The organism is Paraburkholderia oxyphila NBRC 105797 (assembly GCF_000685075.1).
In the GTDB taxonomy this organism is placed as follows: domain Bacteria; phylum Pseudomonadota; class Gammaproteobacteria; order Burkholderiales; family Burkholderiaceae; genus Paraburkholderia; species Paraburkholderia oxyphila.
Genome location: NZ_BAYD01000056.1, coordinates 1 through 13,351, shown reverse-complemented (window position 1 = coordinate 13,351; position 13,351 = coordinate 1). Strand labels below are relative to the sequence as shown.

Here is a 13,351-nt window from a genome sequence, read left to right as displayed (position 1 = left end):
CCGGTAAAGCGCCGGCGCCAGGAAATGCCAGATTCTAGGGATTCACGAAAAGCGCGGGTGTGAAGGATTGTCAATTCCGCAGTAATTGCTCTCATTATTGCGGTAGATGCGTACCGAGTGTGGCTTCCCGCACGCAATCGTTAAATGCGGCAATATCCCGATAAAGCAGTATTAGCCTCGATTGCTAATTCTCTTATTTACGTCTAATCTGCGTTCGAGTCAGTTAGATCGACAATGAAGGGGAGGGGGAAATGTCGCAATATTCAGAACTCAAGGCCCAGATCGCCAAACTCCAGGCGCAGGCCGACGAAGCGCGGCGCACGGAAATCGCCGACGTCATCGCCATGATCCGCGAGAAGATCGTCGAGTACGGCCTGTCGGCCCAGGACCTCGGCTTTGCGGCGGCCGCCAGGCGCGGACGCCCGCCCAAGAAGGCGCCGCTGCCCGCGCGCTATCAGGATCCGAAGACGGGCGCAACCTGGAGCGGGCGCGGCAAGCCGCCCAAATGGATTGCGGGCAAGAATCGCGAGCGTTATTTGATCGCCTGATTGCCGTTATCGAAATGTCAGGTCGCGCGGTGCCGGGTGCACCGCGCGGAACCGCCCTGGCGCATTCGCTTATCGAAATAAAAAGAGCCGCATGAAACATGCGGCTCTTTTTTAGCTGTGGGCATTCGGGCTATTACACTGTGCGCAAACGATTCACGCTGCCCTTTTTTTGTCTTTTTATCTCAAAGTGAGGTATGCCGCGCATTCAGCCCGCGGCTGCGACACGGCGAAGCACAGGACGCCGCGTGGCTTCGATCAGCGCCGAATAGCTTTCGACGTAGTTACTGGCCATCGTGTGCGAGGTGAAGCGGCGCTCGAACTGCGCGCGAATGGCTTCGCGCGAAAGCGTGTCGATGTTTTGCAGCGCCGCCACGGCGCCCTGCACGTCCTCGCAGATGTAGCCGGTCAGGCCCGGATCGATCACTTCGGGCACCGAGCCGCGGTTGAAGGCGATCACGGGTGTGCCGCACGCCATCGCCTCGATCATGACGAGGCCGAACGGCTCGGACCAGTCGATCGGGAACAGCAGCGCCTTGGCGCCCGAGAGGAATTCGGGTTTCTGCGCTTCGTTGATCTCGCCGACGAACTCCACGTGCGCCTGCGAAAGCAGTGGCTCGATCTCGGTCTTGAAGTAGTCCTGGTCGACCTTGTCCACCTTGGCCGCGATCTTCAGCGGCAGGCCGGAGAGCGCGGCGATCTTGATGGCGGTGTCCACGCGCTTTTCCGGGCAGATGCGGCCGAGGAAGGCGAGATATTCGGGCTTGCGGCTGGTTTGCGGCGTGAGCAGGTTCTTCGGCAGGCCGTGATAGATCGTGTTCAGCCAGTTGGCCTGGTCGAGCGGCTGGCGCTGCGAATCCGAAATCGAAATGACGGGCGCCTCGGAGAACGAGTCGAACACCGGCTGCAGCTCGGGCAGATCGAGGCGGCCGTGCAGCGTCGTCACGAACGGCGTGTCGAGCGTCGAGAACAGCGGGAACGGCAGATAGTCGAGGTGAAAGTGCAGCACGTCGAACTCGTGCGCCATTTGGCGTACGCGCTCGAGCAGGACGATGTGCGGAGCGAGCGCGTCGCGGACCGTCGGGTCGAGGCGCAGCGCGCGCGGCCAGGCGGCTTCGAGTTTGGCCGATGTGACCGAATCGCCGCTGGCGAACAGCGTCACGTCGTGGCCGAGGTCCACCAGCGCTTCGGTCAGGTAGGACACGACACGCTCGGTGCCGCCATAGAGTTTCGGCGGAACGGCTTCATAAAGTGGCGCAATTTGTGCGATTCGCATTGGCTAGATCTCCTTGGGCAGTTGCCACGTGTCGTGCGACTGACAGCAAAAAAGTGCACGGTCAGTCGCAATTGGCTGAGACGGGCACTGCGGTATCGGGTTATCCCTGAGCTCGATTATGGACATTTGAATGCGCGAGACGAGTTGTTTTGCAATCACTTAATGTTGTTACAGCGGGAAACACCCCCTGTAAGCAGGCATTGCAAAGCGCGGCGCGCGGGAGCGCGCCAATGCGCAAATCACATGCCTGAACGCGGCAATATGTTCAGACCCTGCGTACACATTTGAGACGCATCAATGAAAAGGCTTTTATAATCGACAGACGATTAGGAAAATATGCCATGAGCATCATCTGGGCAGCTTTCCATCTCTCTTTTTCCCGGCTTGTCAGAAAAATTCCTACATAAAAAGGGAAATTTTTCTCACAACGCGTCGCGGCATCCGTCCAATTTCCAATTGCGAGCACCCTCGCCACAATGCGTGGACGACCACTAAACGGGCCGTTCGCCTTGCCGCGCGCCGAATGCGCGCCTGTGAGCGCCAGGACGAACGAGCAAACGTTTCCGTTACAGGCCTGACCAGCCGCTACGTTTCGAATTCGGGGGAATCCATGAGCGCGACGACGCCAAGCGACATGCTCAGCGAGATCAATGAAGTCAATTTGTCGTACCTGTTGCTCGCGCAACGGCTGCTGCGCGAAGACCGGCCAGCCGGGATGTTCCGCATGGGCCTCTCCGAGCAACTGGCCGACGCGCTGACCCGGCTCACCGCCGCACAGACCGCGCGCCTCGCCGCGTCCAGCCAGCTCCTGTGCCGTTTCCGTTTCGACGAGCACGCGATCCTGAGCGCGCTTGCCGAGAAGGGCAAAGCCGCGCAGCTCCACGCCGCCATGCTCATGGCCGGCCAGAACGTCGAGCAGGTTGGCTGAGCCGGTGGCCTGTGCCATCCACGCAGCGGCGCTTCATGCGCGCAGGTCAGTCCTCGCCTCTCCACACCCGCCGATCCAACTCCCAACGATCCAACCCCGCCGCTTCAACCCATTGCGCACTCGCGGCCGTCCTGGCCGGGCATCGGCGGCCAACAAAATAGTGACAGATTGCTTGCGGTGACCCTTCCTTGGGTGTCCTCACCGGGCGCCCGTCACCCTCTCCACGCGGCGCGCCTTTCCGACCCGGCCCTCAAACGTTTGCCCCTGCGGTAAACACGCGCCCGCCCGATCTCAAAGTTTTCCGCGCCGGTGCCGTAAACCCAATCAAGGGCGCGGGCCGATGGGGGCACGCGTCGCAATCTTCCAGTGAGGACCCGGCAGTGCTGATTATCGTGGGAACACTCTTGACGATCGTCTGCGTCTTCGGCGGCTACGCGCTGGAGGGCGGCCATCTGGCCGCTCTCATGCAGCCGATGGAGCTGTTGATGATCGGCGGCGCGGGCCTCGGCGCGTTCATCCTCGGCAACGGCATCAAGACGATCAAGGCCACGCTGCGCATCATTCCGTCGCTCTTCAAGGGCGCCAAATACAACAAGGACGTGTACATGGAGCTGCTCGCGCTGCTCTATGTCCTGCTCGCGAAGGCGCGCAAGGAGGGCACGCTCACGCTCGAAGCCGATATCGACGATCCGCAGAAAAGCCCGATCTTCACGCAGTACCCGAAGATCCTGTCCGACCATCACATCGTCGAATTCCTCACCGACTACCTGCGGCTCATGGTGGGCGGCAACATGAACGCCTTCGAGATCGAAAGCCTCATGGACGAGGAGATCGAGACGCACCACGCCGAGGGCGAGGCGCCCGCGCATGCGCTCTCGAAGGTGGGCGACGCGATGCCGGCGTTCGGCATCGTCGCGGCGGTGATGGGCGTCGTGCACACCATGGCGTCCGCCGACAAGCCGCCCGCGGTCCTCGGCGAGATGATCGCCCAGGCGCTGGTGGGCACCTTCCTCGGCATTCTGCTTTCGTATGGTCTGATCGGCCCGCTCGCGAGCCTCGCGGAGCAGCGCGTGACCGAGTCGACCAAGATGTTCCAGTGCATCAAGGTGACGATCCTCGCAAGCCTGAACGGCTATGCGCCCGCCATTGCCGTCGAGTTCGGCCGCAAGGTGCTGTTCTCGACCGAGCGTCCGTCGTTCACGGAGCTCGAAGAGCACGTGCGCCGCGTGAAGGCGAAGTAAGCGCAATAACGCGTATTGAGGCGAGGACGGCGACGATCATGAAGCACGAGATGCTCGAGATGCAGGCAGTGAAGACGGGGAGCGGCCGATGAGCGGCAACAAAGACCGCGCCATCGTGGTGAAGCGCGCCGCGCCGAAGAAGGGCGGCCATCACGGCGGCGCATGGAAGCTCGCGTACGCGGACTTCATGACCGCGATGATGGCGTTCTTCCTGCTGATGTGGCTGCTTTCGTCGGCGTCGACGGTGCAATTGCGCGGCATTGCCGACTACTTCAACCAGCCGCTCAAGATCACGCTCTGGGGCGGCGATCGCAGCGCCACGGAATCGAGCGTCGTGAAGGGCGGCGGGCGTGACATCACCTCGCAGGAGGATGGCATCACGCGCCGCAGCGACGGCATGAAGGCGCATGCGGACCAAACCGTCGCGCATGCCGACGACCAGTCGCAGAGCAAGCAGGAAGGCTCGCTCGAGCGCATGGAGCAGGTCCGCCTGCACGATCTGCAGGTCAAGCTGATGGCCGCCATCGAGGCCAATCCGGTGCTGCGCCAGTTCCGGCAGCAGATCCGCATCGACTCCACGCTGCAGGGCCTGCGCATCGAGATCGTCGACTCGCAGAAGCGGCCGATGTTCGCGACGGCGCGCGACGTGGTCGAGCCGTACATGCGCGACATCCTGCAGGCGATCGGCAAGACGCTGAACGACGTGCCCAACCGCATCGTCGTGCAGGGCCACACCGACGCCGTGCCCTATGCGGGCGGCGAGAAGGGCTACAGCAACTGGGAGCTTTCGGCGGACCGCGCGAACGCGTCGCGCCGCGAGCTGATCGCGGGCGGCATGGACGAATCGAAGGTGCTGCGCGTGCTCGGACTCGCCTCGACGCAGAACCTGAACAAGGCCGATCCGCTCGATCCGGAGAACCGCCGCATCAGCATCATCGTGCTCAACAAGAAGTCCGAAGACGCGCTGATGCACGACGACACCACGACCACCACGCTCTCCGACGACGCGGCGGGCTCGGGCAAGACGCTGCTGCCGGGCCAGATGCCGGGTCTCGCGCCTGGCGCGGGCGGTGCGCAAAGGGTGCCGCCGGCGCAGTTGCCAGGCACTGCGCCGGCGGGCATGAAGCTCACGCCCGTGGCTCAGTCCGTGGTGCCGGCGCTGGCTCCCGCGGCGCCCGATGTGCCGGGCAAGCCACTCGAGCCGTGAGGCGCGCGACGAACGGCAACGGCGCAGCGAAAAGGTGAAAGAGCGAAAGAGCGAATGGGCGCGAAGTCAAGGCGCGCGAACGAGGAAGGAATGATCAGAAATATTCTGGCGATCGACGATTCGGCGTCCATGCGGGAGATCCTGCGTGCGGCGTTCGGATCGGCGGGATACGAAGTGACGGTGGCCAACGACGGCGAAGACGGGCTCGAGCACGCGCTCGCGCAGCGCTTCGATCTCGTGCTCACCGACCTGTACATGCCGCGCATGGGCGGGCTCGACCTGATCAAGCGCTTGCGCGCGAATCCGTCCTACCTGGAAACGCCGATCCTCGTGCTGACCACGGAATCGGACGAAGGCTTCAAGGCGGCGGTGCGCGATGCAGGCGCGACGGGCTGGATCGAAAAACCGGTGGACCCGGAGCTGCTCGTCGATCTGGCGAGCGCGCTGGGCGAAACGAATACATGAGGCGCGCAGGCCAGCGTCATACGCCGGCCACGCAATTATCGCGGTGAAAGAGCAATGACTCTCGATATCACTCAGTTTTACCAGACGTTTTTCGACGAGGCGGACGAGCTGCTCGCGCAGATGGAGCAGCTCCTCCTGAACCTGAACGTCGGTCAGCCGGATCCCGAGGATCTGGCGGCGATCTTCCGCGCGGCGCACTCGATCAAGGGCGGCGCGGCGACGTTCGGCTTCACGGCGCTCACCGAGACGACCCATATCCTGGAGTCGCTGCTCGACCGCGCGCGCAACAACGAGCTCGTGCTGCGCAAGGACATGATCGATACGTTCCTCGAAACGAAGGACGTGCTCTCCGACCAGCTCGGGGCCTATCGCGCGAGCGCCGAACCCGACGCGTCGGCCGCTGCCGCCGTGCGCGCCAAGCTCGAGCGGCTCTACGCGGAAAGCCGTGGCCTTGCCGCGCCCGCGCCGGTTGCCGCTGCGCCCATTCCTGCGCCTGCTGCCGCACCGGTTGTGGCTGCGCCGGGCGTCGCTACGCCGGGCGTCGCTGCGCCCGTGTTTGCCTCCGCGTCCGAAGTCGACTCCGAAGAAGATCTCGAAGCCGCATTCGAAGCCAACCTGCCCGCCGCGATGGCCGCGCGCGCCGGCGTGGCGACGCCCGGCGTGGCAACGGCCGGCGTCCCCGAGCACGTGGTGGATGAGGCGATCGCCGCCGGCCCGGCTGGCGGAGCGGCGAGCGGCGGGGCCGAGGGCCCGCACCTGCGCATCACGTTGCGCAGCGTGGGCGCGAAGGATCAGGAACTGCTCGCCGAAGAGCTCGGTAATCTGGGCCGCATTCTCGGCCAGATGAAGAACGGCGACGACCTCACGCTCTGGCTCGAAACCGACGTGCCCGCCGACGACATCACCGCGGTGTGCTGCTTCGTGATCGACGAAAGCCAGATCGTGATCGGCCGCGGCGCCGCGCCGCAAGGCGAGGCCAGCGCCGCGCCTGTCGCGCAGGCGAGCGCCGTTGCTGCACCCGTGGTCGAGTCCATGATGCAGACCGCGCCGGCTGTCGCGTCAGCGCCTGCCGTTGCTCCCGCGCCGGCACCCCAAGCGCAGCCCGAGGCAATCGCTCCCGTTGCGCCCGCCGCGCCGTCAGCCGCGGACCACGACCGCAAGCCGCGCGCGGCGGCGGCCGCATCGTCCGAAGGCAGCTCGATTCGTGTGGGCGTGGAGAAGGTCGATCAGCTCATCAATCTTGTGGGCGAGCTCGTCATCACCCAGGCGATGCTGGCGGAAACCACCAGCAGCTTCGACCCGGCCCTGCACGACCGGCTCTTCAACGGCATGGCGCAGCTCGAGCGCAACGCGCGCGATCTGCAGGAAGCGGTCATGTCGATCCGCATGATGCCGATGGACTACGTGTTCAGCCGCTTCCCGCGTCTCGTGCGCGACCTCGCCGCGAAGCTCGGCAAGGAAGTGGAGCTGGTCACCTTCGGCCAGGCGACCGAGCTCGACAAGAGTCTCATCGAGCGCATCATCGACCCGCTCACGCACCTCGTGCGCAACTCGCTCGATCACGGTATCGAAACCGTGGAAGCGCGTCGCGCCGCCGGCAAGGACGGCACGGGCCAGCTCGTGCTCTCCGCCGCGCACCACGGCGGCAACATCGTGATCGAGGTGAGCGACGACGGCGCGGGCCTGCGCCGCGACAAGATTCTCGCCAAGGCGATCAAGCAAGGCATGCAGGTCAGCGAAACGATGACCGACGAAGAGGTCTGGAACCTCATCTTCATGCCGGGCTTCTCGACGGCCGAGCAGGTGACCGACGTCTCGGGCCGCGGCGTGGGCATGGACGTCGTGAAGCGCAACATCCAGTCGATGGGCGGCCACGTGGAGATCACCTCGCACGCGGGCAAGGGCACCACGACGCGCATCGTGCTGCCGCTCACGCTGGCGATCCTCGACGGCATGTCGGTGAAAGTCGGCAACGAGATCTTCATCCTGCCGCTGAACTTCGTCATGGAGTCGCTGCAGCCGCGCCACGAAGACATCTACACCGTCACCAACGGCGACCGCGTGGTGCGCGTGCGCGGCGAATATCTGCCGCTCGTGGCGCTGCACCAGGTGTTCAGCGTGGCGGACGCGCGCACGGACCCCACGCAGGGCATCGTCACCATCATGGAGACCGAGGGCCGCCGCTTCGCGATGCTCATCGACGAGCTCGTGGGCCAGCAGCAGGTGGTGGTGAAGAACCTCGAGACGAACTATCGCAAGGTGCACGGCATCTCGGCGGCGACCATTCTCGGCGACGGCAGTGTCGCGCTGATCGTCGACGTGGCCGCGCTCAACCGCGAGACGCGCGCTTCGCACGGCGTGAGCATGGGCGCTCATGCCGGCGCGAGCGCGGCCAGAAACGCGGGGGCGTTTGCCGAATTCGCCTGAGCGCGTGTGCCGGCAACAAGGCCGTGCGTGAAGGCGCACGGCAGATTGAGCAGAAGTACGAACAGCAGCAAGAGCAGCAGCACGGATCAACCAGGCATTTCCCAACCGTTCAGGGGCTAACGTGGCAGAAGTCCAATCCATTCAGGGTTACGGCGCGCAGGGCGCCGCAGCTGGCGCGCACCGCCGCGACGCGCAACAAGCCGATGCAGGCGGCCAGGAGTTCCTCGTCTTTACGCTCGGCGCGGAAGAGTACGGCATCGACATTCTCAAGGTCCAGGAGATCCGCGGCTACGAGAGCGTGACGCGCATCGCGAACGCGCCCGAGTTCATCAAGGGCGTGATCAACCTGCGCGGCATCATCGTGCCGATCGTGGACATGCGCATCAAGTTCCATCTGGGCCGCGTCGAGTACGACCACCAGACCGTCGTGATCATCCTGAACGTCGCGCATCGCGTGGTGGGCATGGTGGTGGACGGCGTGTCCGACGTGCTCACGCTGCAGCAGGACCAGATCATGCCGGCGCCCGAGTTCGGCGCGACGCTCACGACCGAGTACCTCACCGGGCTCGGCACCGTGGACGGCCGCATGCTGATCCTGATGGACATCGAAAAGCTCATGACGAGCCGCGAGATGGCGCTGATCGAAGCGCTGGGCGCGTGAGCGCCGGTTTCGTCGGCTGAAATACAGCAGGCAAAGGCAAGAAGCAAGGTTGCCACGGGGGGCGGGCCGCGAGGCCCGCGATAAAGGAAGAGCGGAAAGCCGCCGGCGCGGGCAGTCATCAGCGCGGGTGAGAGCGGCGCACCGCCATGCTATTCGCGTGTCACGCAACCGCCGCACAAGACAGGAGCAAACGAGATGTTGCACAGGTGGTCGATCCGCACGACGCTCACGGGCGTCGGAGTCATTCTGTTGGCGCTGACGGTGCTCGTCGGCGCACTCGGGCTCGTCGCGCTCGGCAATGCGAGTGACTCGCTCTACACGATCGCGCGTGGCGACATGGTCGCCACGCGTGCGCTCAGCGATTCGTCGTCGTATCTGCTGCGCGCGCGCGTCTCGCTAGACCGCGTGAACTCGCTGTACGCGGCGGGCCAGAACGATGAGGCCAAGCAGGTCATCGACCGCGCCGACGTTATGCTCGACAAGTCCAACGAGGCGTGGAAAGCCTTCCAGGCCGCGCCCAAACAGGGCATCGATGCCGGCGCGCTCGACACGCTCAACACGAAGCGCGCGAGCTTGCTGCAAGACGGCGTGCAGCCCGAATTCGCGGCGCTGCGCGCAAACGATCAAGCGGCGTACCACGCGATCGCCGACACGAAGATCAGCCCGATGTTCGTCGACTACGACAACTCGGCCGCGCCGGTCGCCCAGCAGTTGCAGGACGGCGCGCAGGCGCGCGAGGAAAGCGCGCGCTCGGAAATCGCGGTGTTTCGCACGCTGATTGGCGCGGCGATCGCGGCGGCGCTCGTGATCGTGGTGGCGATTCGCTTCGCGCTGCGCGGCCTCGTCGTGCAGCCGCTCGCAGACGCCGTGCAGTCGTTCGAGCGCATCGCGCAGGGCGACCTCACCGAGCGCATCGAGGTGTACAGCAGGAACGAAATGGGGCGCCTCTTCGCGGGCGTCAAGCGCATGCAGGAAAGCCTCGTGACGCTGGTCACCGCCGTGCATACGGGGGCGGGCTCCATCGACGTGGGCGCGCGCGAGATCGCCATGGGCAACACCGACCTCTCGCAGCGCACCGAGCAGCAGGCCGCGTCGCTGCAGGAGACGGCGTCGAGCATGGAGCAGCTCACCGGCACCGTGCGCCAGAACGCCGAGAACGCGCGCCAGGCGAGCCAGCTCGCCGTCAACGCGTCGGATATCGCGACGCGCGGCGGCGTGGTGGTGGGCGAAGTCGTCGACACGATGCAGGACATCGCCGCGAGTTCGGCGAAGGTCGTGGACATCATCAGCGTGATCGAAGGCATCGCATTCCAGACCAACATTCTCGCGCTCAACGCGGCCGTGGAAGCGGCGCGCGCGGGCGAGCAGGGCCGCGGCTTTGCCGTGGTCGCGGGCGAGGTGCGCAGCCTCGCGCAGCGCAGCGCGAGCGCGGCCAAGGAAATCAAGGAGCTCATCAACGATTCGGCACAGAAGGTGCAAAGCGGATCGGAGCTGGTGGGCCGCGCAGGGACGACGATGGAGGAAATCCTTCAGGCCGTGCGCCGCGTGACCGACATCATGGGTGAGATCAGCGCGGCTTCGGTGGAGCAGTCGGGCGGCATCGAGCAGGTGAACCGCGCCGTCACGCAGATGGACACCGTCACGCAGCAGAATGCGGCGCTCGTTGAAGAAGCGGCTGCGGCTGCGGCTTCGCTCGAAGAGCAGACGCGCAATCTGCAAACCGTGCTGGCGACGTGGCGCACGAATGGCGGCGACCACAGCGGGCACAGTGGGGAAACGCGTGCGGTGCGTGCGGCGGGCACAGTGGGTTCGGCGCCCTTGTCCACCGCTGCGGCGGCGAGCGCGCATGCCGTGAAGCCCGAGATCAAGGCGGCGCCGGCGGCCGTCGCTACGGCTGCAAGGCGCACGTCGCCTTCGGCGGCCGTGAGCGCAAAGCCCGCGGCTACCGCCGATGCCGGCGCGGGGACGAGCGCGGTTGCAGCGAGGCCAAAGCAACGGCCGGCCGCCGCGGCACGCGTGGAGCCGCAAGTGGCTAGCACGGCGGCGCCCGTGAAGGACGATGGCGACTGGGAAACGTTCTGAGTAACCCGACCCGGCCCGAGCGGGCCGGCACATGCAAAAACTGACGCGACAACAAGCACAGTAACGAGCACGGCAATGCACATGAGCGCACAAGGACGGCAGGAACCGCACCGCAACGCAGCCCACGAGGCGGCGCAGGCGCTGCACGCCGCGCACGCGCCGCACGCATTGCAGGCGGGCGGCCACGCGGCGTGTTCCAGGGCGGCGCTGGCGGTGGTGGCAAGTGCAACGGCGCACGCGCCGGCAGGGTGTGCGCGGCGCGCAGGGGCGGCGTCATGAAGGCGCTGCGCTTTTCCCGCACCGCCCGCACGGAACGGGCCGAACGCGGCGACGCTTCGCGCTCGCCCGCGCCAGCCACGGCGGCCTCGCTGGGCGACGGCGGCGCGCGCGATTTCGATTTCACGCCGGCGGACTTCGAGCGCATCCGCGCGCTGATCCATCGCCGCGCGGGCATCTCGCTCTCGGACCACAAGCGCGACATGGCATACAGCCGTCTGGCACGGCGCCTGCGCGCGCTCGGGCACGACAGTTTCCGCGCCTATCTCGACGAACTCGAGCAGCGCAACGACGCGAGCGAGTGGGAGGCGTTCACCAACGCGCTGACCACCAACCTCACAGCGTTCTTTCGCGAGGCGCATCACTTCCCGATCCTCGCCGAGTTCGTGAAGCGCCGCTCGCAGGTCTCGGTGTGGTGCTCGGCGGCGTCGACGGGCGAGGAGCCGTACTCGATCGCGATGACGCTGATCGAGGCGCTCGGCGAGCGCGCCGCGCGCGAGGCGCGCGTGCTCGCGACCGATCTCGACACCCAGGTGCTCGCGAAAGCGGACGCGGGCGTGTACGCCTTCGACCAGGTCAAGCATCTCTCGCAGGAGCGCCTGAAGCGCTTCTTCCTGAAGGGCACGGGTGGGCACGCGGGCCTCGTGAAGGTGCGCCCGGAGTTGCGCCAGATGATCCGCTTCGAGCAACTGAATCTCACCGACGCGGACTACGGCTTGCGCACGACCTTCGACGCCATCTTCTGCCGCAACGTGATGATCTACTTCGACAAGCCGACCCAGGCCCAGGTGCTCACGCGCTTCGAGCCGCTGATGAAGCCGGACGGCTTGCTGTTCGCGGGTCATTCGGAGAACTTCACGTATGTGACGCAGGCATTCCGCCTGCGCGGCCAGACCGTGTACGAGCGCGCGCAGGGTGGTACCGCAGCGTCGAAGCAAGGCGCGAAGGCCGAGCCGATGGGAGCGCCCGCATGAGCGCCCGCCTTCCCATTGCGACCAACCGCTATTTCGACTCGCACTTCCAGCGCCCCGGCGTGAAGCTGCTGCCCAACGAGTTTTTCACCACGAACGACGACATGGTGCTCGTCACCGTGCTCGGCTCGTGCGTGGCCGCCTGCATCCAGGACCGCACGGCGGGCATCGGCGGCATGAATCACTTCATGCTGCCCGACGACGGCGCCGATGCGAACAACACGCTGCCCGCCGCCTCCGACGCGATGCGCTACGGCGCCTACGCGATGGAAGTGCTGATCAACGAGCTGATCAAGGCGGGCGGGCGGCGCGAGCGCTTCGAGGCGAAGGTCTTCGGCGGCGCGGCCGTGCTCGCGGGCATGACGACCATGAACATCGGCGATCGCAACGCCGCGTTCGTGCGCCGCTATCTGGCGACCGAGAGCATCCGCATCGTCGCCGAGGACTTGCAGGGCTCGCATCCGCGCAAGGTGGCGTTCCTGCCGCGCACGGGCCAGGTCATGGTCAAGAAGCTGCGCTTGCAGGAGGCGAGCGTGGCCGAGCGCGAGCAGCAACTCGCGCGGCAAACGCCTGAAGCGCGCGCCGAGCGGCTCGCGCGAGCCCGCGCGCGCGTGGAGCTGTTCGGCCTCGGCAGCGCGGCGCCTGGCGTCGGCACGGGCGCCACGGGTGCGGGCAGCACCGCAGCCAACGCCACGAGCCACGCATTTGCATCATCCGCGCCGCAGCCGGCGCGCTCGCGCATCGAGTTGTTCGGTGCGGGTTCGTCCGCGGCTCTGCGGCCATCCGGTCAAGACAACGCCAGGACAGTAGAGGAGGCGTGAACGCTGTGCAGAAAATCAAGGTTCTATGCGTCGACGATTCGGCGCTGATCCGCAGCCTGATGACGGAGATCATCAACGGCCAGCCGGACATGACCGTCGTCGCCACCGCGCCCGACCCGCTCGTGGCGCGCGAGCTCATCAAGCAGCACAACCCCGACGTGCTCACGCTCGACGTCGAAATGCCGCGCATGGACGGCCTCGACTTTCTCGAGAAGCTCATGCGCCTGCGGCCGATGCCGGTCGTGATGGTCTCCTCGCTCACCGAGCGCGGCAATGAAATCACGCTGCGCGCGCTGGAGCTGGGCGCCGTCGACTTCGTGACGAAGCCGAAAGTGGGGATTCGCGACGGCATGCTCGAATACGCCGAAAAACTCGCCGACAAGGTGCGCGCGGCTGCGCGCGCCCGCGTGCGGCCGGCCGCGCGTGCGGCGACGCCGGCTGCGGCGGTGAC

The 13,351-nt window shown here is 65.9% G+C and carries 13 protein-coding genes; 12 read left to right on the top strand and 1 reads right to left on the bottom strand.

What is annotated here, in order from left to right; translation table 11 throughout:
- The first annotated feature begins 251 nt into the window (after positions 1 to 251).
- Entirely contained in the window at positions 252 to 548 is a 297-nt protein-coding gene (locus tag BO1_RS29200) for an H-NS histone family protein (RefSeq protein WP_028220579.1), read from the top strand.
- A 205-nt stretch (positions 549 to 753) separates the two neighbouring features.
- Here the strand turns inward: BO1_RS29200 and BO1_RS29195 are convergent, their stop codons facing one another.
- Positions 754 to 1,821 carry a glycosyltransferase family 4 protein gene (locus BO1_RS29195; protein ID WP_028220578.1) on the bottom strand — a complete coding sequence of 356 codons (1,068 nt, stop codon included), beginning with the start codon at positions 1,819 to 1,821 and terminating at the stop codon, positions 754 to 756.
- Between the two features lie 610 nt (positions 1,822 to 2,431).
- Here BO1_RS29195 and flhD point away from each other — a divergent pair.
- The 11 genes from flhD to BO1_RS29145 form a co-directional block, all read left to right on the top strand.
- Positions 2,432 to 2,749, top strand: a complete 318-nt coding sequence (gene flhD, locus BO1_RS29190; protein WP_028220577.1) for a flagellar transcriptional regulator FlhD — start codon at positions 2,432 to 2,434, stop codon at positions 2,747 to 2,749.
- Positions 2,750 to 3,129: 380 nt separating this feature from the next.
- Positions 3,130 to 3,990, top strand: a complete 861-nt coding sequence (gene motA, locus BO1_RS29185; RefSeq protein ID WP_028220576.1) for a flagellar motor stator protein MotA — start codon at positions 3,130 to 3,132, stop codon at positions 3,988 to 3,990.
- Positions 3,991 to 4,078: 88 nt separating this feature from the next.
- Positions 4,079 to 5,197 (top strand): flagellar motor protein MotB, encoded by a 1,119-nt coding sequence (gene motB, locus BO1_RS53220; protein WP_084688253.1) that lies wholly within the window; start codon positions 4,079 to 4,081, stop codon positions 5,195 to 5,197.
- A gap of 90 nt (positions 5,198 to 5,287) precedes the next feature.
- Entirely contained in the window at positions 5,288 to 5,662 is a 375-nt protein-coding gene (locus BO1_RS29175; protein WP_028220575.1) for a response regulator, read from the top strand.
- 54 nt (positions 5,663 to 5,716) lie between these two features.
- The gene (locus BO1_RS29170; protein WP_028220574.1) at positions 5,717 to 8,089 is read left to right on the top strand and encodes a chemotaxis protein CheW; all 2,373 of its coding nucleotides are present in this window, start codon (positions 5,717 to 5,719) and stop codon (positions 8,087 to 8,089) included.
- Positions 8,090 to 8,210: 121 nt separating this feature from the next.
- Positions 8,211 to 8,750, top strand: a complete 540-nt coding sequence (locus tag BO1_RS29165; protein WP_028220573.1) for a chemotaxis protein CheW — start codon at positions 8,211 to 8,213, stop codon at positions 8,748 to 8,750.
- A 195-nt stretch (positions 8,751 to 8,945) separates the two neighbouring features.
- On the top strand, positions 8,946 to 10,832 hold the full coding sequence (locus tag BO1_RS29160) for a methyl-accepting chemotaxis protein (RefSeq protein WP_028220572.1): 1,887 nt from the start codon (positions 8,946 to 8,948) through the stop codon (positions 10,830 to 10,832).
- Positions 10,833 to 10,913: 81 nt separating this feature from the next.
- Positions 10,914 to 11,111: a hypothetical protein gene (locus BO1_RS59525; RefSeq protein WP_156992442.1), complete on the top strand. Its 198-nt coding sequence runs from the start codon at positions 10,914 to 10,916 to the stop codon at positions 11,109 to 11,111.
- On the top strand, positions 11,108 to 12,082 hold the full coding sequence (locus BO1_RS53215) for a CheR family methyltransferase (RefSeq protein WP_084688257.1): 975 nt from the start codon (positions 11,108 to 11,110) through the stop codon (positions 12,080 to 12,082). The genes BO1_RS59525 and BO1_RS53215 overlap by 4 nt, the downstream gene beginning before the upstream one ends.
- A complete protein-coding gene (gene cheD / locus BO1_RS29150) occupies positions 12,079 to 12,900 on the top strand; it encodes a chemoreceptor glutamine deamidase CheD (protein ID WP_028220571.1) in 822 nt (273 codons plus the stop codon). Before BO1_RS53215 ends, cheD begins: the two co-directional genes overlap by 4 nt.
- A gap of 5 nt (positions 12,901 to 12,905) precedes the next feature.
- Positions 12,906 to 13,351, top strand: a 446-nt coding sequence (locus tag BO1_RS29145) for a response regulator (RefSeq protein ID WP_028220570.1), incomplete at its 3' end; no start/stop codon positions are given.